The following is an 18,889-nucleotide window of genomic DNA, read 5'->3' as shown; positions in this document are numbered from 1 at the left end:
TACGACAGCACAAAACTTCGGCGAAGTCGCCGACATTCGGACGAAGTCGCCGCCCCACATGCGTCACCCGAGTTCATCAGTTCGGTGACCGATGCGATCAGGGATGAGGCACCTGCCTGGCAGGCCCGCCCGCTGGAGGTGATCTACCTGGTGGTGTTGTCCGGTGGTCGCAGCCAGGTTCATGGGCTCACGGTCGTCGCAATCAAGAGCGAAGGGCTTGATCAGGATTCTTTATCGCTAGTCTGGTTCATTTTTGATTACCTCTTATCCCACTTGCCCTCGTACACTTAATTCGTCGATCAGAAAATTATTAAAGAATGGAAGAAAGGGAGTCGTAACGGGCATACCAGAAAACCCGACGGACGCGCACGCTCGGACTAGGACTTTCCTGCATGCGGTCGGTGCGATCGTGTCGTTCACCGGATATTACTTCCTAGAGACGATTTGCTTCCAAGCAATATGGGTATGACACTTGGTGTGTTCGATTGGAATCGACTACGAACGCAAAAACTAAATTGAACGGATTACTGAAACTATGACGATTAAAGCCATCGAAGAGATTATTGGTCGAACCGTTCGACGGGACATCAGCCGCATGGTCAGTTTTGCGCAGGGAGGCTTGGAGCGAGCCGCGCGTTCGATCATGAGTACACCGAATGCGCACGTTGGCATTGTCACCGGCTTTTTCATCCGCAATGCGGTCCCGCCGTCACCGGAGACCGACGGTCTGGGTGGCATGGCACACATGGCCGCCGGCCTCGCGAACGCGGGCATACCGGTTACGGTCATCTCGGACGCACCCTGCGCAAAGGCGGTTTGGGCGATTTCCAACGAGCTTCCCAAGTCGGTCGCGCTGGAAATAACAGCAGTTAATACAGATTCGGTCGTCACGCTCCGCGAACGACTGGCAGCAGGCGTTCAGCCCATCACGCATCTGATCGCGATTGAACGCGTATCCCCCGGCAGCGATGGAAAGCCGCACCGGGAGTATGGTGCTGACATGACTGACGATACTGCACCGTTGCATCTGCTTTTTAACGATCCCGCATGGGATCGACCCTGGGTCACGATAGGCATTGGCGATGGAGGAAACGAGATTGGGATGAGCGTGTTGCCTTGCGACATCATTCGTGACGACATCCCGAACGGCCCCCTCATTGCAGCCACGACGCCAACCGACCACTTGATCGTAGCAGGCGTTTCGAACTGGGGCGGTTGGGGATTGCTGTTGGCGATGGCGTTGGTCGAACCCACTCTTTCGGGGTCGCTGCTCGCGGATTTTCACCCGGAGAAAGACCGTGCATTTCTCACGGCGGCGGTCGAAGTCGGGCAAGCCGTAGACGATAGCCGCGTCGATAAACCTGCCCGTCCGGTTATGAGTGTCGACCGTTTACCGTGGGAGACGCATGCGAGCCTGTTGATGCATTTGCGCGGTGTGACTGAGGCGTATCTCGAAGGCGGTTCGCCAGTCGTCGATGACATAGCGAGTTCGACGCTTTCCAATAGATAAGCGTACAGAAATGCAAGCTAACTATTGCAATACAAATGAGAACCGAAATAATGTCTAACCGATCATTATCAGCTCCCAAACTTAGCCCCGGATGGGCGCACTCTCTGCCGGAGGATGTTCAGACGCCCTGTTTCACGATCCATGAGAAAGGCATAGTCGATAACCTTCACGCAACGGCGCAAGCATGCGGAGGGATCAGCCGCTTGATGCCGCACGTCAAAACGCATCGCGCAAGCTGGATAGTTGAACTGCTGCTGAAGGAGGGTGTTCGTGCTTTCAAGGCTGCCACAGTAGCAGAAACGGCGATGGTGCTTGCCGCTGGTGCACCCTATGTCGTCTGGGCCTATCCAAGCGCCAACAGGGCGAACATTCGGGCACTGATCAACGTTGCCGGAATTTATGCAAACGCGTCGATCGGGGCGCTCGTTGACTCGTCCGCGGGGCTTGAGGCGTGGCGCAGAGAGCTCGAGGCCAGCAAACCAGGCACCTCAAACCTAAAGCTGATCGTCGACCTCGACCCCGGCATGGGACGTACCGGGGCGCCGTTGTCAGAGGTGGCGCTCGATCTGGCGCGGGATATCGACGCTTTGGGCCGCTTTGGCGGATTCCACATCTACGACGGTCATATTCAAGGACCAGACGGTGCAACGCGACGTGAACGGCTCGGTTCGGTCATCGAGCAAGCAACAGATCTGATGGAGCGCGCCGCAGGCGCAGGTTTGTGTTCCGATTTGATCGCCGGTGGCAGCTATAGCTTCAATGTCTGGCCAGCTTCGTTAGCCGATTACGTAGGACCGGGAAGCTGGACCTATTCAAGCGACCAGCATGACGCGGAGCTTCAAGACTTTGGCTGGCAGCCGAGCGCCTATGTGCTTGCGACCGTGATTGCCACGAAGGGCCAGACGGCCACGCTTGACGCTGGTGCCAAGGCAATTTCTCCCGACAAGCCGTTAAGCGCGCGCTTTCGATGGAACGGGAAGATTCTGATGATGAGCGAAGAACATGTGGTGGTCGAAAGCGAAGATCTGGCGGTTGGGGATCGGGTGCTTTTGATGCCTCGCCATGCGTGTACGACTGCCTATCTCTTCGAAAAGGCATTGGTGTTCGGTCGCGACGGCGAATGGACGTACCGCGAACAGATGGGGAACCGCCGTTAAGCGACGTCGGTGTGAAGACGGTGAAGATGTGCCCGGCCTATGCGCAGCGGCCCGCGACGCTTGTTGGCATTCCCGACCTGTTTGCCATGGATGCAAGAAAGACGCTGGGGAAGAATCATTAAGAGCACGTCTTTCCTCTGCCTTACCGGCGGATGTCGTAGCAGCGGTCGAGCAGGAGCGTTTCGAAGGATGGATCTTGAATGAAGTGGAGTGCGGCGCTGCGCTTCCTGGTTTCTATCCTCCGAATGGAGTCAATAAGGCAAAGGCCACTAAGAAATAGCTGTCTTTAGCGGCCAAACAAGACAACGAGGATAGTCAGATGGAAAGCCCCAAGAAAACTCCAGCTCGTGTGATCGAGGTTCCAAACCTCAAAGCAGGGGGACATTACTCGGCTGCAGTAGCTGCAGGTGGATTTGTATTTGTGTCGGGGCAAACTCCCCGCGATGAAGCAAGACAAATTGTCGGGGACACAATCGAGGAGCAGACGGCAGCAGCGCTTGATAACGTCGCTAAAGCGTTGGCTGCCGCCGGTGCTTCGATGACAGACATCGTGAAGGTCACGATCTACTTGACGGACTTGAACCTGTTTCAGCGGTTCAACGTCGTTTATGCGACTAGGTTTCCTGACTTTAAACCAGCACGCACAACCGTGGAGTGCGGACTGCAAGGGGTGATGGTCGAAATTGACGCCGTCGCTCACATCAACGTATGAGTGATCAGGTATCTCATACGACCTAGACGTCATTTCCCTTCATTGGGATTTGACCGGCCGGTCGGGGCACGTCGAGAAGCGAGTCGAAGGGCTGCCGTCGAGCATTACTTCTCGAATGAAACATGGTTTTCCTAACGCGCATGTTCGAAGTTTCGGCTTGCCTACTATAGGAGATGCTTTATGCGTACGTCCATCCCCGCCCGGAGCCGTGAGTTTCCACCGGTCTGGTCCCCTGTATTGACCCAGTTCAATGTCGATTTGAAGCCGTCAGGACCTCGCTTCTTCCAACACCGCTCTTCGCTGTTGCGGCAAGACGTTGGGCTTGCAATATTCGGTACAAACTCCGAAGCGAATTCGCTAACGCGCGCCGATAGGGCTCGTATCGCGGAAAGCCGGCGAGCCGGTCTCTGGCCCGCGCTGGCGGGGTGCCGCGGAAACCAAAATAATCTTTTGGTTAATCAGTCTGGAGATCGCTTCTTTATGCCTTCCGTCTTCGTCAAACTCCGTGCATGACGCGTTCCCGGCTGTGGGTGCGCTGAAAACAAGAGACCGGAGACGACATGGATTTCCCTATCACCAATGCGACTCGTCGCACCTTGCTGCGGGCGGGACTGCTGGCCCTCACCGCCATGACCGCTTTCACCATTGCCCCCGCCGCGTTCGCGGCCTATCCGGATAAGCCGATCCGGCTGGTCGTGCCTTATCCGCCGGGCGGCGCCACGGACGTGATCGGTCGCATCGTTGCCACGCGCCTGGGCGAGGTGCTGGGCCAGCAAGTGGTGGTTGACAACCGGGGAGGCGCGGGCGGGAATATTGGCGCGGAAGTGGTCGCCCGGAGCGCGCCAGACGGCTATACGTTGCTGATGGGCGCACTGACGTCCCATGCAACCATGGCCACCCTGGAAAAAGGGCACTTGCGTTACGACATCATCAAGGAGTTCGCCCCGGTGATGGTCGTTGGCTCGGTGCCACTGGTGGTGGTGGTCAACCCGAGGGTGCCGGTCAAGACGCTCCAGGAACTGGTCAAGTACGGCAAGGCCAATCCCGGCAAGCTCAACTACGCGTCGTCTGGTGCCGGCGCCCCGCAGCGCATGGCGGCTGAGATCTTTAAGAAAGATGCGAATATCGACATGACCCATGTGCCGTACAAAGGCAGCGGTCCCGCCATGACAGACTTGGTGGGCGGGCAGGTCAACATGATGGTGGAGACGGTGCCGGCGGCGCAGCCGTTCATCAAGGCAGGCCAGTTGCGCGCGCTCGCTGTGGCGGCCCCCAAGCGCATCTCGATGCTGCCGGACGTGCCCGCTGCCGCAGAGAGCGGCATGCCCACACTGGACGTCAGCTCCACCTTCGGCGTGCTGGCACCGGCGGGCACGCCCGCGCCGGTGGTTGAGCGCCTGAATGCGGCGCTGGCCAGGATTCTGGCAATGCCCGACGTCAAGGCACAGTTTCTGAAGCAGGGTGTCTATGCCTTGCCGCCAACCACCCCTGAAAAATCGGCCGAGCGCTTGCGCACCGAAGTCACACGCTGGGAAAAGGTCATCACCGACGCCCATATCAATTCCGATAGCTGAACCGACGCTCCCCACGACCCATGACCACTAATGAACCCAAAGGGAGATGGTCGGGAATTCCATCGGCAGCCCGCCGGCGAGCATGATGCCGCGCTACCCAGGCGCGCGGCGAACGTAATTTGTCAATCCAGGCGTTTCAAGTTATTCAAACGAGGTATTCATGCAACTAGGAATCGAAGGCAAGGTAGCACTGGTGCTGGGCGGCGGCGGCGGCCTGGGCAGCGCCATCGCGCTGGCGCTGGCGGCGGAGGGTGCGAAGGTCGTGGTCGCCGATGTCAATGAGGAAGCGGCAAGCCGCACCGCGGCTACGATCGCCGCCAAGGGGGGCACGGCGCTTGCGCGCACCTGGGATCTGGCGGATCTGGCGTCGATCGAGACCCATGTCGCCGCCATCGAGGCCCAGTTTGGCCAGGTCGATATCCTGGTCAACAATACCGGCGGCCCGCCGCCCACCACCGCGTTCGGCCAGGAAACGGCACTGTGGCGCAAGCACTTCGAAAGCATGGTGCTGTCGGTGATCGCGATTACCGACCGGGTGCTGCCCGGCATGCGGGCCAGGCAGTGGGGGCGCATCGTCACCAGTACCTCGTCCGGCGTGGTCGCGCCGATTCCGAACCTGGGCATTTCCAATGCGCTGCGCCTGTCCCTGGTGGGCTGGTCCAAGACCCTGGCGCGTGAAGTCGGCCGAGACGGCGTGACGGTCAATATCGTGCTGCCGGGGCGCATCGCCACCGACCGCATCCGCTTCCTGGATCAAGCCAAGGCCGGCCGCGAGCAGCGCCCGGTGGAGGAGGTGTCGGCCGAAAGCACCGCCGCCATCGCGGTGGGCCGCTACGGCCGCCCGGAGGAATATGCCGATGCGGTGACATTCCTGGCCAGCGACCGCGCCGGCTATATCACCGGCTCCACCATCCGTGTCGACGGCGGCCTCATCCAGAGCATCTGAGGCTGAGGCGCGCGACTGCCGCCCGCGCCTCGGCAAGACCGAACCCGCCCCATCACCTGCCATCGTCGGAGAACCAAAGATGCTGCTGACCGCTGACGCCAAGGGCGTCTTCCCCATCGCGCCCACGCCATTCCTGGACGACGGATCGATCGACGTGAGTTCGATCGATCGTTTGATGGACTTCTATCTCGGCTGCGGCGCGACTGGCGTGACCGTGCTGGGCCAGCTCGGCGAAGCGCCCAAGCTCGAGCACGCCGAGTCGATCGACGTGGCCGCGCGCATGATCCGGCGCGCGGGCGGGCTGCCGGTGGTGGTCGGGGTCTCGGCGCCGGGTTTCGCCGCCATGCGCGCGCTGACGCGCGAGGTGATGGACCTGGGTGCGGCCGGCGTCATGATCGCGCCGCCCAACACGCTGCGCACCGACGACCAGATCGTCGGCTACTACCGGCAGGCGGTAGACGCGATCGGCGCCGACGTGCCGATCGTGCTGCAGGACTATCCGCTGACATTCTCGGTGCAGATGACGCCCGGCGTGATCCACCGCATCGTCGGCGAGTTGCCCTCGTGCGTCATGCTCAAGCACGAAGACTGGCCCGGCCTGGAAAAGATCTCCACCCTGCGCGCCTTCGAGAAGGAAGCATCGATGCGGCACATCGCCATCCTGTGCGGGAACAACGGGCTGTTCCTCGACTACGAAATGGAGCGCGGCGCCGATGGCGCCAATACCGGCTACTCCTTCCCGGATATGCTCTGCGACGTGGTGCGCTTGTCGGCCCAGGGCGAGCGCGAGGCCGCGCACGATCTCTTTGACGCGCACCTGCCGCTGCTGCGCTACGAGCAGCAGCCCGGCGCCGGCCTGGCCGTGCGCAAGTACGTGATGATGCGCCGCGGGATCCTCACCTCGGCGGCGCAGCGCAAGCCGGCGGCCGTCATGTCGCCCACGGCCCGCCACGAGGTGGACCACCTGCTGCGGCGTCTGGCGAGGCATGACCCGCGCGCGGCACTGGCAGATTAAACCCCAAACCAAATGCAACAAGGAAACATCATGGCGACCGAATCGCTCCCCCTCGACGAAAGTGTGATCAAGGCTCTGCAAGGCGTGACCACCGCAACCCTGACCACCGTGCTGCTCAAGCATGGCCTGCGCAACGTTTGGCTGCGCGGCACGCAGCCGCTGGCACCCGGTCAGCCGCGCCTGGTCGGCCGCGCTTTCACCCTGCGCTTCGTGCCCGCTCGCGAAGACCTGGCGACGCCGGCCTCCTGGGGCTCGCCGATTTCCACGCGCGCGGCCATCGAGGACATGCCGGCCGGCTGCATTGCGGTGGTGGGCGCGCTCGGTGTGACCGATGCCGGCATCTTCGGCGATATCCTGTGCGCGCGCCTGCGCAAGCGCGGCGTGGCCGGGCTGGTGACCGACGGTGTGGTGCGCGATGTGGCAGGGGTGCTGGGCACGGGATTGCCGGTGTGGTGCCAGGGCACAGCGGCACCAGCTTCGGTCGCCGGTCTCACCTTCGTCGGCTGGCAGGAACCCGTCGACTGCGGCGGCGTTGCGGTGTTCCCCAACGATGTCATCGTGGTGGACCAGGACGGCGCGGTGCTGATTCCCGCCGCCATGCTTGACGAAGTGATTGCTGCCTCAGTGGAACAGGAGCGCCTGGAGGGCTGGATCATGCAGGAAGTGGAGCGCGGCATGCCGTTGCCCGGCTTGTATCCGCCCAACGATGAGAACAAGGCGCGGTACAAGGCCTGGACGGAAGGCGAAGGCGCGGACCGCTAAACGCTCCGGGCGCCAACGCGCGCCCGCGCCGTCAATTCGCCCAACGACGTCGTTTTCAAATCTGACGACTCCGTCTGGTTCACCGATCCGCCCATGGGGTTCTCGGTCGCCCGTGGCGAACCTCAACGCATCCGATACGCGTATGGTTTCGAGCAGGCTGCCCGCGCGCGCAAGATGCCTGCTTCCACCACGGGCTTAGCGCGCAACGACTAAGAACCCCTTCTCAAGGAGATGAGCCCGCTCTGGGGCGCCCGTCTGGCGCCTGAAAGAGCGCGGCCTGTCCCTTATGCCACCGGCGCTTGCTGTCTTACGCCACCTACCATGTGCCCGAGCCATGTTTAGACGTCTGTTGGTCTCAATTTTCACCCTTGCCATCATTGCCATCGCTGCGCCAGCGGCCGCAGCTTATCCCGACAAGCCGATCCGGCTGATCGTGCCGTCGGCTCCCGGCGGGGCTCCGGACGCGTTAATGAGAGCCCTCGGTCCACAGCTGGCACAGCAATTGGGCGTGCCCATCGTGATTGACAACAAGCCTGGTGGTTCCTACGTGATTGGCACGATGGAGCTGGTGAGGTCCGCGCCCGACGGCTATACGCTGGCTTACGGCAATATTGTCTCGCTGGCGACCAACAAGTCGCTGCTGCCTGCGGTGCCATACGACGTCGAAAAGGACCTGACGCTGATCGCGAACACGCTGCGCCTGTCCAACATGATGATCGTCAACAACAGTGTGCCCGTCAGGACCATTCCCGAACTGATCGCCTATGCGAAAAGGAATCCGGGCAAGCTGGCCTTTGGATCGGATGGCAACGGCACCACGGCGCATCTGGGCGTCGAACTCTTCAAGGCGATGACGGGCGTCAACATGCTGCATGTGCCCTATCGCGCGGCGACTTCGGCCATCACGGACCTGATCGGCGGTGGTATACAGCTCATGATGATCAACACGCCGGTTTCCGCGCCGATGGCCCAGGCGGGCAAGGCGCGGGCGCTTGGCGTCTCTTCGGCGCAGCGCCTGGCTGCATATCCGGACGTTCCCGCGATCGCCGAATCCGTGCCCGGATTCGAGGTGTCGGCGTGGGGAGGCATCGTCGGCCCGGCCCACATGCCCAAAGACATCGTTACCCGCCTCAACCGCGAGATTCGCATCGCGCTGGAGAGTCCCGCCGTGCGAGAGCGATTCAAGGTGCTGGGGGCGGAAATCGCCCCCAGCACGCCTGAGGAGTTCCTGGACCTGTCCCGCCGCGAAACGGTCAAGTGGGCAAAGATCGTGAAATTCTCTGGTGCCAGGATCGATTGAAGGAAATCCCCGTGAGTCCCTGGAAAGCAGCCCAAGCCGGCGACCCCGCCGTCGCCATCGATACACCTGCGCTCGTGCTCGACCTGAATGCATTCGAGCGCAATCTGAAGCGAATGGCTGACGCATTGCGCGGCCGAAACGTGCGTCTGCGTGCTCACGCCAAGAGCCACAAGTGTCCGGAGATCGCCTTGCGACAGATCGCATTGGGCGCTGTGGGTATCTGCTGCCAGAAGGTGGGCGAGGCTGCCGTGTTCGTGGAAGCCGGAGTCGGCGACATCCTGGTCACGAACCAGGTGATCGGCGACACCAAGCTGCGCCACCTTGCTCCGCTGGCACGCAAGGCGCGTATCGGGGTGCTGGCCGATCATCCGCAGCAGGTGGAGGCGCTGGCCGCAGCGGCGCAGGCGCATGCCGTCACCCTCGACGTCTACGTCGAGGTCAACGTCGGCGCCAACCGCTGCGGTGTGGCACCGGGCGACGAAGCCGTGCAACTTGCCCTGCAAATTGCCGGCAGCGCGGGGCTGCGCTTCGCCGGGCTGCAGTGCTACCACGGGCCGGCCCAGCATCTGCGGTCGCCGCAGCAACGCAAAGCGGCCATTAAAGACGCTATCGAGGCTGCGCGCACGACGCGCGACGCCATCGAGGCCTGCGGCGTCGCTGTCGAGCATATCACGGGCGCGGGCACCGGCACCTTTTTGCATGAACGTGACAGCGGCGTCTTCAATGAGCTTCAGGCGGGGTCCTATATATTCCTGGACCGCGACTACGGTGACAACGAGCGCGGGGAGGGCGATGTGCCCTTCGAGCACGCATTGTTCGTGCGCACCACGGTGATGAGCCGAGCGAATCCGCAGCGCGCGATCGTGGATGCCGGCCTGAAGGCATCGAGCGTGGATTCGGGCATGCCCGCCGTCTGGCAGCGGCCCGACCTGCGCTATGTGAAAGCTGCCGACGAGCATGGCGTCCTGGCTACTGCCGATGCCACCGCAGTGTCGCTGGGAGACGTGCTGATGCTCGTGCCGGGCCACTGCGACCCTACCGTCAATCTCTACGACGAACTGGTGTGCGTGCGCGGCGACAAAGTTGAGGCCCTCTGGCCGATTGCCGCGCGCGGCGCCTTGTTGTGAGCGCGAGTGCACCACCGAAACTCATTTTGGAAATCCCATGAAAGCAAATTTTGATCTGCTGATCCGCAATGCGAGTATCGTGGATGGCACGGGCGCGCCGCGTTACGAGGGTGACATCGGCATCCGCGGCGACCGCATCGCCCGTGTCGGCGATCTGTCGGGCGCACGCGGCGAGGTGGAGCTCGACCTCAAAGGCCGCATCGCGGCCCCGGGCTTCATCGACGCACATACACACGACGACCGGCTCATGCTGTCCAGCCCCGATATGGCGCCCAAGGTCAGCCAGGGCATCACCACGGTAATTGCGGGCAATTGCGGCATCTCGCTCGCGCCGATGCCACGACCGATCCCGCAACCGGTTACTCCGCCACTGAACCTGCTCGACGAGCAGGGCGACTGGTTCGCTTTCCCCACATTCGCCTCCTACATCGCGGCACTGCGTGACCAGCCTCCCGCTACCAACTGCGCCTTGCTGGTGGGTCACACCACGCTGCGCGTGGCGACAGTGGAGGATCTGGAGCAGCCGGCGTCGCGGGCGCAGATAGAGCAGATGCGCAGCCTGGTGCTCGAAGCGCTGGAAGCCGGTGCGATCGGTGTCTCGACCGGCCTGTTCTACGAGCCATCGATTGCGGCGCCGACCGAGGAGGTGATCGACATCTGCGGCCCGCTCCAGGCATTCGGCGGCGTGTACTGCACCCACATGCGTGATGAAGCGGATCGGGTGATCGATTCGCTGGAGGAGAGCTTCCGAATTGGCCGTGAGGTTGGCGTGCCGGTGGTGATCTCGCACCTCAAGGTGGTCGGCGAAAAGAACAAGGGCCGATCGCAGGAAGCCCTATCCTTCATTGAGCGGAACATGGCGACCCAGCCGATCTGTATCGACTGCTATCCCTATACCGCCGGCTCCACGGTTCTGTCGGCCCACCGCGCGGCGAGTTCGACTCGCGTCATTGTGAGCTGGTCGAAGTCGCTTCCGGAATTCGCGGGGCAGGATCTGGACGCCATCGCTCGAAAGCTTGGCGTGGACCAGGAGGAGGCGATCCGCCGCCTGAGTCCAGCGGGGGGGATTTACTTCCGGCTGGACGAGGGCGACGTGCAGCGCATCCTGAAGCACGAAAAGGTCATGATCGGCTCAGACGGCCTGCCGCACGACGCGTCTCCGCACCCGCGTCTGTGGGGTAGCTTCCCCCGCGTGCTGGGCCACTATGGCCGGAGCCTTGGCTTGTTCCCCCTCGAAACTGCCGTACACAAGATGACCGGTCTCACCGCGAAGAATTTCGGCCTGAAAGACCGAGGCCTGCTCAAGGAGGGTGCGTTCGCCGACCTGGTCCTGTTCGACGCCGAGACCATCGACGCGGCCGCCACCTACGAGGCGCCGACCGTTCCGGCGCATGGTATCGATACAGTGATTGTCAATGGCTTCCTCGTCTGGCATGGCGGACGATCGACGGGCGCGCGGCCAGGGCGCGTGCTGGCGCGCCATCAAGCAAGCTGAACAAGAGACCACGCACTTGGGCGGGCATATATCAGGAAGGCCCTCATGGTCCCCGATTTGGTGGCCTGGGAATTCAGTATGCCCTCCCATGTGGCTCGCTGTACCGCCATATTTCCGACCCTACCGTCGTATTCAAACTGGGCGGCCTTTCACAGTCGCCTTGGCCTCGGCCCCTTTCGAGATCGAGATTTTATGGCATCGAATCAGGCATGTCGGAGGTCACCGTTTTCGGTCTTGCGGCGCTACCCCTTGCGCTAACGATTGATCGCGTGGCGAATGGCGTGACACGGCCGATGTTCGGATGGATATCCGACCTGATCGGGCGGGAGAAGACGATGCTGATCGCATTTTGGATGGAAGCGGTGGCGATGACCTTTGGCTCATGCTCCGGCACGACCCGGTGATGTTTGTGGTGCTGTCAGGCCAATCCTCGGGGGGCCGCTGGCCGCGCTGCTCCACCAGCATACGGGCGGATGGGATGCGGTGTTCGGCACGGCTATCGCATTGGATAGCTGCACGGCTGTGTTGGCGATCGCCGCACTCAAGCCGATGCGCCGCGCGTGGCTTGCGCGCCAGTCCAGGCGGGCATAGTCAAAACGTCCTCGAATCCCGACCGGAAAAGGTCGCAGCGAATGATAGCAGGTCGATTGAAATCTATGGCGCCAGCACTGCTCTCGATCGGACCTTGAACGTGTGGGTTGCTCGAGCGCTTTTTCCTACTTATAAGTGAACTCAATTCGTTTAACGCATCAACTTGGATCCTTATGCAATCCGCAGATCTCCAGCGTGCTGTGCAATTCTCGATCGATCATGAAACGTCATGGGACCGCGAGGTAGACGGCGTGTGGGGCGTGCATCAAAACGACCCGCCTCCTTGGAACCGTCTGCTGGGTCCCGTGCACGGGCGTGGCCCTGTATCCGGCGTTATCACACGGGACGGCAAGCAACTTATGTCTTGGGGCGAACCCGATCGAGCGGACCTGACCTTCAGCGTCGCGAAGACTTATCTAGCGTTGCTGGCTGGTGTGGCGCACGAGCGTGGCCTGCTGCCCGACGTCGATGAACCGGTGCACGTGCGCGTGCCCGGTATCGGCTTCGATGACGAACACAACGCGCGGGTGACCTGGTCGCATCTGTTGCAGCAGACGAGCGAATGGCAAGGTGTATGTTTCGGGCTGCCGGACCAGGCAGACCACTATCGACATGTGACGTTCGGCATAGCGCCCAACGGCAAGAAAGGGGATCTGCGACCGTTGCGGGTGCCGGGCACCTATTGGGAATACAACGACGTGCGCATTAACCAGTTTTCGCTGGCGCTGCTGCACCTATTCGGGCGCCCGTTGCCGGAGGTGTTTCGCGAGACGATCATGCGGCCCCTGGGCGCGAGCGAGAACTGGCAATGGGTCGGCTACGACAACGCCTGGGTTGAAGTGGGCGGGCGTCGCGTTCATTCGGTTCCGGGCGGCACACATTGGGGCGGCGGCTTATCGATCAGTGCCAATGACCAGATCAAGGTGGCCCAACTGTTCCTGGATCAGGGCAAGGTCAACGGCCGCCAGGTACTCTCCACCGAGTGGCTGCAGCGCATGCGAACACCTTGCGCGATCGCACCGTTCTACGGTTACCTGGTCTGGCTCAATCAAGATCGCCGCATCTTTCCGAGCGCACCCGCTTCGAGCTACTTCGCAATCGGCGCGGGTGGTTCGTTCACCTGGATCGAACCGGAACTCCGCCTGGCGGTGGTGGTCCGCTGGCTCAACCCGGCGTTTGCGGACAGATTCTTTGGTCTGGTGCTCAAGGCGTGTGACGAGGAGTCGAGCAGGTGATCCGCAATGCGGTCCTGCATTGGGTGCTGATGAAGCTCGTCGACCCAAGAGCGCCGCGATCTCGATGCTGTGTTCAAGACAGCAATCTTTTCCTACAGGAGGCAGCATGCAATACCGCCGTTTCGGCCGCACTGGCCTTACAGTTTCACGTCTGTGCCTTGGCACCATGACCTTCGGCTTACAGACAGAAGAGTATGTTTCGCGAAGCATCCTCGACCGGGCAGCGGATGCCGGCGTGACCTTCATCGATACTGCCGACGTTTATCCTCTTGGCGGCGGAGAGGAGATCGCCGGCCGAACTGAAGAGATTGTCGGACGCTGGATGAAGGGGAGGCGCGATCGCTTCATTGTCGCGACCAAAGCGGTCGGCAAGGTCGGACCGTCGTCGTGGGATCAGGGTTCGTCCCGCAAGCACCTGCTTGATGCGATCGACGCGTCGCTGTGCCGCCTTGGTACTGACTATGTCGACCTCTACCAGTTGCACTCCGACGACTCGGGGACGCCTCTCGACGAGACGCTGGAAGCGCTTGACACGATTGTGCGGTCGGGCAAGGCGCGCTATGTCGGGGTATCGAATTTTCTGGCTTACCGGCTCGCGCGGGCGCTGGGGCGTTCAGACGTGCTGCGCGTGGTTCGCTTCGTTTCAGTGCAGCCGCGCTATAACTTGCTCTTTCGCCAGATCGAGCGCGAACTGCTGCCGCTCGCAGGCGAAGAACAACTCGCGGTGATTCCGTATAATCCACTCGCGGGCGGTCTGCTGACCGGCAAGCATCGCCACGACGTACCGCCTGCCGAAGGGCGCTTTACCACTGCCGTCGGCAAGGCTGGCGCAATGTATCTGCAGCGCTACTGGCATCAGCGCGAATTCGAAACGATCGAGAAGCTGCGCGGGATCGCCGAGCAAGCCGGTGAATCGCTAACGAAGACCTCCCTGGCGTGGGTCTTGGCGAACCCGCTCATTACCTCGGCGATCATCGGCGCGAGTCACGCTGATCAATTGAGCGAGTCGCTATCCGCGGCGGATCTTGCGCTCGATCCCGAACTGAAGGCACAACTCGACGATACGACCGCCGAGTATCGGTGGGGCGACGCCGCGCGTTGAGGATGGCCCAATGCCGGTATGAATGCCGACCCCTGGAATCAGCGCTTAAAAGAAATTCATGCGATATTCACGCATTCGTTACTGCCTGGAGGCAATGTCATGGGATTCGATTTCACAGGTAAACGCGTCGTGGTCACTGGCGGCTCACGCGGCATCGGCCGCAGCATCGCGCTCGGGTTCGCGCAGGCGGGCGCCGCTGTGTCTGTCTGCGCACGCAACGTGCAAGGCTTGAAAGCGGTCGAGGCGGAGCTGATAGCCTATGGCCACCCCGTCCATATCGCACCGTGCGATCTGGCGGAAGACCGGGCGATAGGCGCGTACATCGCGGCCGCGGGCGAGGCGCTCGGCGGCATCGACATACTGATCAATAACGCGTCGGGTTTCGGAGGCGGGGATACCGAAGCCGGCTGGAAGGCCAGCGTTGAGGTCGACCTGATGGCAACGGTTCGCGCCGGTCATGCCGCGCTGCCTTTTTTGCGCAAGTCGGCCAACGCTTCCATCGTCAATGTGACCTCCATCTCCGCGCTGCATCCATCGTCCCGGACGCAGTCTTACGCGGCGATCAAGGCAGCGGTCATGCACTATACAGCCTCGCACGCGTTGACACTGGCGCGAGATCGCATCCGTGTCAACGCAGTGGCACCGGGATCGATCGAATTTCCGGGCGGATCGTGGGAGCAGCGGAAGACCTCTGATCCCGCTCTCTATGACCGGATTCTGCGTTCGGTTCCGTTCGGCAGGCTGGGGAAACCCGGCGAGGTCGCTGGCGCGGTGCTGTTTCTCACCAGCGAACACGCTGGCTGGATCACCGGGCAGACCTTAGTGGTCGATGGCGGGCAGGTGTTGACGTAAGCGCAAGAAGACACAGCGGGGAGGGGCCGCGGATACCCCGCCTGTGGGATGTCGATCGGCACAGCCTCCCGGCCGTTTCGCTAATGCCCGCGCTCCAGTCCTTCGGCCCGAAGGCAGAGCAGCGCCTCAAGCAACGGCGTGTGGGAAATTCCGAACCGCTCCGCGACGTCGTTCTGTTAAAAGCGGTCGTCGGGTAACAGTCGGAACGATCGCCTGAAGCGATATGCCAATGGATCAGCGCACGAAATATTCCTTGACCGCGGCGACGAACGTGTCGATGTCCGCACGAGAGACGTCCTTGTGCGTGACGAAGCGCGATGCATACAGCATCTGTGTGAGAATGCCGCGCTCCTTTAACCACGCCTCTAGGGGCGCGCAGTGCTCCGGCGGAAATTGCGCGAAGACCATGTTGGTGGCGTGCGACTGCACGCTGACCTCATCGATCTGCGCGAGGCCGGCTGCGAGATGGGCGGCGTTGTCGTGGTCGTCGGCGAGTCGCTCCACGTTGTGGTCCAGCGCGTATAGACACGCTGCCGCCAGCACGCCAGACTGCCGCATACCGCCGCCCAGCACCTTGCGCCAGCGATGCGCGACGTCGATCAACGTCTTGCGGCCGACCAGCACGGAACCTACGGGCGCACCGAGGCCCTTCGAAAAGCAGATCGACACGGAATCGAAGGGCGCACACAACGAGGCGATCGTCTGCATTGATGCGACCGCGGCATTGCACACGCGCGCGCCGTCGAGGTGAGTAGCCAGGCCTCGCTCGCGCGCGAGTTGCGTCGCTTGCGCGACGTAAGCGGGGGGCAGCACCTTGCCGCCAATCGTATTCTCCAGCGCCAACAGACGCGTGCGGGCAAAATGATCGTCTACCGGCTTGATTGCCACGATGACCTTGTCCAGCGGCAGGGAGCCATCCGGCGCGTTTTCTATCGGTTGCGGCTGGATGCTGCCGAGCACGGCCGCGCCACCGCCTTCGTATTTGTAGGTGTGCGCGGCCTGTCCGACGATGTACTCGTCGCCCCGTGCGCAATGTGCCATCAGCGCGGCAAGATTGCTTTGCGTGCCACTCGGGAAAAACAGGCCGGCTTCCTTGCCGGCCCGCTCGGCTACCGCCGCCTGCAGGCGCAGGACCGTCGGATCGTCGCCCCAGACATCGTCGCCTACTTCGGCAGCCGTCATCGCGGCGAGCATCGCTTGATCCGGTCGGGTTACGGTATCGCTGCGCAGATCGATCATTCGGTTCTCCTTGACTCTGATAGGGCGCCTCCACACCGGCGGCGCTGACGGCGCGGATGGAACTGCGAGTTTACCAACTAGCGCATGGTGCAGCACCGCAGCCGGCCTAAGCCTTCGTAACTACAGATATGTTGTGGTCAAGAACCCCATGAACTATCGGCAGACCTATTCGTGGGCACCCAGGCTGTATGCGCTTGATACGCCGGGGGCGGCAAGGGCCGATCTCAGCAAGCTGGATTGGGCCGACTGCAAACGCCCGTTCTTTCCACTGGACGACAGCGACTGGCCACTATGGCGGGCCTAGCGCGCATGGCCGTCAGTCGCAGCCTCAGGGCTGCGGCGGCATCTTCCTGGCAAGTGCCTGTAGTGCCGGATAGTTCGCGTCTGAGGCGCGCTGCCATTCGGCACCGGGCAAATAGCTGATAATAGAGGCATAGGACGTGGATGTTTTCAGGAAATCCGGATCGCACAGGGCGGCGGCACCGGCGTTCTCCAGGCGCTCGCGAATGGTGGCCGGCACGTTGCGCGGCACGGCAAAGGCACGTTCCCATGGCATGGCCACGTCGATGCCATCCGCGCGCGGTGGCTACCTGCTGCAATGCCGGAGCACGTTGCTCCATGAACTGCGAAACGATGCGCAGAGGCACCGCCTCTTTGCCCGGCACGGGCACCGCTGTCAGGCTAGTGAACATGAAGTCGGTATGGCCTCCAAGCAATGCGTTCTTGGGCTGACTGGAACCATCGAACGGGATGTCGTTGAGCTGCACTCCGGTGGCCAGTTGCAATTGCAGCATCGCCAGATGCCCGTTGGAACCCACGCCGTTGTAGCCGAACGAGAGCGAGTTGGGCTTGGCGCGCAGCGCCTGGGCTTCGCCGTAATGGGGAACGAGTACCCGTCGCCAAACCGGCGGGCTCAAGCCCCGCAGTTCCCGCCGATGGGTTCAGCGAAAGCGATGCCCGCTGTTCCCGGTAGGGACTCGCCCGATCGCGGAGCGCCGAAATTGGCTCATGCGCCTTCACTTTTCCTCAGTCCCGATGTGAGCCCATCTCCGATTAGCCCCTAACGCTTGCCTTGATGCGCGGGAAACGGACCTCATCAACGATCGGCGCGACCTTCCGAAGAAGCAGTTGGGTGAAGTGACTTACCTGACTGAAGCGGAATGCGCAATGTGCGCCGGAGTCCCACGAGGGGAGGCGCAACGCACTTGGGATTTGTGGAAATCCCAGGCCTCGGCCAAACGGGAAAGGCCCGCGCAACCCTGACGCGTGGCGGCGGGCAGCGTTCAGGCGCTCCCCGCGCCAACGCCCCGCCAACGCTCCGCAACCGTCGCCGTGCTCGGGCCCGTTTCCGGCGCCGGGCGGTTGAGATCCAGCAGCCCCGCCAGCACCGCCGCCAGCGGCGAGCGCACCGACGAGTGCAGCCACACCATGCCCACCGTCCGCTGCGGGCACGGCGCGGGCAGCGCCCAGCGCCGCACCCGGGCATCTTGCTGGCCGCTTGCCGCCCAGTCCGGCAGTACGGAAACCCCAAGGCCCTCCGCCACCAGCTTGGCAATGGGCTCAATCCCGTCCAGCTCGAACTGCACCTGCGGCCGGACATAGTGGCGGCGCAGGTAGTCGTCGGCGAGTTTTCCCGCCACCACGCTGCGGTCATAGCGGATAAACGGCTCGCGGGCGATGGTCTGCAACGGGTCCGTGACCTTCATGCCCGCGGGCGTCAGCAGGATCAACGGCTCGTTGCGCAGCGGCACCCACTCGCAGGTCTTGGGCATGGCGAAGGAGGGCTGCACCAGCACTGCGGCATCCAGTTCGCCGGCGATGACTTTGGAAATCAGCGTCGCTGACGTACCCGGCTCGATAAAGATCTCAATGCCCTGGTAGCGCTGCTTCCATTCCCGCAGCGCGCTCGGCAGCAGGCCCATCAGCGCGGTCGGCGCGGAGCCAAGGCGCAACGGGCCGGCCGGCAGTGCCGTGTCCGATGCCTCGGAGCGCAGGTTGCCGACCTCCCGCACCACCAGCCGGGCACGCTCCAGGATGCGGCTGCCGGCAAGGGTCGGGCGGACGGTCCGGCCCGAGCGCGCCAACAATTTGCTGCCGATGTCGGCTTCCAGCGCCTTGATCTGTTGCGCGACGGTGGTGGGCGCCAGGTCCAGGCGCCGCGCGGCTTCCGCGATGGAGCCCGCGTCCACGACGACCACGAAGGTATGCAGGAAGGTGGTATCCATAACCACGTATGTTACGTGTTCAGAAACATCCTGGCAGCGCTTTTTCG

Annotated in this window: 17 protein-coding genes and 3 pseudogenes; 16 read left to right on the top strand and 4 right to left on the bottom strand. The window is 62.4% G+C overall.

Translation table 11 applies throughout. From position 1 onward, the window contains the following. Positions 1 to 30: 30 nt before the first annotated feature. From K307_RS50985 to K307_RS06745, 16 genes and pseudogenes are all read left to right on the top strand, one after another. Positions 31 to 156 (top strand): annotated as a pseudogene (locus K307_RS50985) (transposase); the annotation flags it as partial. A 379-nt stretch (positions 157 to 535) separates the two neighbouring features. After that, complete coding sequence (locus tag K307_RS06810) at positions 536 to 1,510, top strand: glutamate cyclase domain-containing protein (protein WP_051974727.1); 975 nt, start codon at positions 536 to 538, stop codon at positions 1,508 to 1,510. A 35-nt stretch (positions 1,511 to 1,545) separates the two neighbouring features. Continuing rightward, positions 1,546 to 2,667 (top strand): alanine racemase, encoded by a 1,122-nt coding sequence (locus K307_RS06805; RefSeq protein ID WP_230625561.1) that lies wholly within the window; start codon positions 1,546 to 1,548, stop codon positions 2,665 to 2,667. A 139-nt stretch (positions 2,668 to 2,806) separates the two neighbouring features. Beyond that, a pseudogene (locus K307_RS50980) lies at positions 2,807 to 2,947 on the top strand (ribonuclease activity regulator RraA); the annotation flags it as partial. A 39-nt stretch (positions 2,948 to 2,986) separates the two neighbouring features. Next, positions 2,987 to 3,379, top strand: a complete 393-nt coding sequence (locus K307_RS06800) for a RidA family protein (protein ID WP_080744939.1) — start codon at positions 2,987 to 2,989, stop codon at positions 3,377 to 3,379. Between the two features lie 560 nt (positions 3,380 to 3,939). Further along, on the top strand, positions 3,940 to 4,953 hold the full coding sequence (locus K307_RS06795) for a Bug family tripartite tricarboxylate transporter substrate binding protein (protein WP_042877180.1): 1,014 nt from the start codon (positions 3,940 to 3,942) through the stop codon (positions 4,951 to 4,953). Positions 4,954 to 5,113: 160 nt separating this feature from the next. Continuing rightward, complete coding sequence (locus K307_RS06790) at positions 5,114 to 5,899, top strand: SDR family oxidoreductase (RefSeq protein WP_042877178.1); 786 nt, start codon at positions 5,114 to 5,116, stop codon at positions 5,897 to 5,899. A 79-nt stretch (positions 5,900 to 5,978) separates the two neighbouring features. Next, positions 5,979 to 6,914: a dihydrodipicolinate synthase family protein gene (locus tag K307_RS06785; RefSeq protein WP_042877176.1), complete on the top strand. Its 936-nt coding sequence runs from the start codon at positions 5,979 to 5,981 to the stop codon at positions 6,912 to 6,914. Between the two features lie 30 nt (positions 6,915 to 6,944). Further along, positions 6,945 to 7,676, top strand: a complete 732-nt coding sequence (locus tag K307_RS06780) for a ribonuclease activity regulator RraA (protein WP_042877174.1) — start codon at positions 6,945 to 6,947, stop codon at positions 7,674 to 7,676. Between the two features lie 334 nt (positions 7,677 to 8,010). Further along, positions 8,011 to 8,976 carry a Bug family tripartite tricarboxylate transporter substrate binding protein gene (locus tag K307_RS06775; RefSeq protein ID WP_042877171.1) on the top strand — a complete coding sequence of 322 codons (966 nt, stop codon included), beginning with the start codon at positions 8,011 to 8,013 and terminating at the stop codon, positions 8,974 to 8,976. Further along, positions 8,934 to 10,103, top strand: coding sequence for a DSD1 family PLP-dependent enzyme (locus tag K307_RS06770; RefSeq protein ID WP_329955804.1), 1,170 nt, complete (start codon positions 8,934 to 8,936; stop codon positions 10,101 to 10,103). The genes K307_RS06775 and K307_RS06770 overlap by 43 nt, the downstream gene beginning before the upstream one ends. Positions 10,104 to 10,140: 37 nt before the next feature. Further along, entirely contained in the window at positions 10,141 to 11,598 is a 1,458-nt protein-coding gene (locus K307_RS06765) for an N-acyl-D-amino-acid deacylase family protein (RefSeq protein WP_042877167.1), read from the top strand. Between the two features lie 209 nt (positions 11,599 to 11,807). Further along, positions 11,808 to 12,002, top strand: coding sequence for a hypothetical protein (locus K307_RS50975; protein ID WP_042877165.1), 195 nt, complete (start codon positions 11,808 to 11,810; stop codon positions 12,000 to 12,002). A gap of 360 nt (positions 12,003 to 12,362) precedes the next feature. Beyond that, positions 12,363 to 13,424, top strand: coding sequence for a serine hydrolase domain-containing protein (locus K307_RS06755; RefSeq protein ID WP_042877163.1), 1,062 nt, complete (start codon positions 12,363 to 12,365; stop codon positions 13,422 to 13,424). A gap of 106 nt (positions 13,425 to 13,530) precedes the next feature. After that, positions 13,531 to 14,526, top strand: a complete 996-nt coding sequence (locus K307_RS06750; RefSeq protein WP_042877161.1) for an aldo/keto reductase — start codon at positions 13,531 to 13,533, stop codon at positions 14,524 to 14,526. Positions 14,527 to 14,544: 18 nt separating this feature from the next. Then, positions 14,545 to 15,378, top strand: a complete 834-nt coding sequence (locus K307_RS06745; RefSeq protein ID WP_230625559.1) for an SDR family NAD(P)-dependent oxidoreductase — start codon at positions 14,545 to 14,547, stop codon at positions 15,376 to 15,378. A gap of 234 nt (positions 15,379 to 15,612) precedes the next feature. Here K307_RS06745 and ltaE read toward each other — a convergent pair whose 3' ends face one another. The 4 genes and pseudogenes from ltaE to K307_RS06730 all read right to left on the bottom strand — a co-directional run bounded on the left by ltaE (position 15,613) and on the right by K307_RS06730 (position 18,842). Beyond that, complete coding sequence (gene ltaE, locus K307_RS06740; protein ID WP_042877157.1) at positions 15,613 to 16,617, bottom strand: low-specificity L-threonine aldolase; 1,005 nt, start codon at positions 16,615 to 16,617, stop codon at positions 15,613 to 15,615. Between the two features lie 328 nt (positions 16,618 to 16,945). Then, positions 16,946 to 17,173 carry a hypothetical protein gene (locus K307_RS49235; protein WP_051974726.1) on the bottom strand — a complete coding sequence of 76 codons (228 nt, stop codon included), beginning with the start codon at positions 17,171 to 17,173 and terminating at the stop codon, positions 16,946 to 16,948. Between the two features lie 28 nt (positions 17,174 to 17,201). Continuing rightward, positions 17,202 to 17,534: pseudogene (locus tag K307_RS50970) on the bottom strand (tripartite tricarboxylate transporter substrate-binding protein); the annotation flags it as partial. 366 nt (positions 17,535 to 17,900) lie between these two features. Continuing rightward, positions 17,901 to 18,842, bottom strand: coding sequence for a LysR family transcriptional regulator (locus tag K307_RS06730; protein WP_080744937.1), 942 nt, complete (start codon positions 18,840 to 18,842; stop codon positions 17,901 to 17,903). Positions 18,843 to 18,889 lie beyond the last annotated feature (47 nt).

The organism is Cupriavidus necator A5-1 (assembly GCF_000744095.1).
Lineage (GTDB): Bacteria > Pseudomonadota > Gammaproteobacteria > Burkholderiales > Burkholderiaceae > Cupriavidus > Cupriavidus necator_A.
Note: the sequence above shows the minus strand (reverse complement) of the source record. Positions and strands in the feature narration are given on the sequence as shown.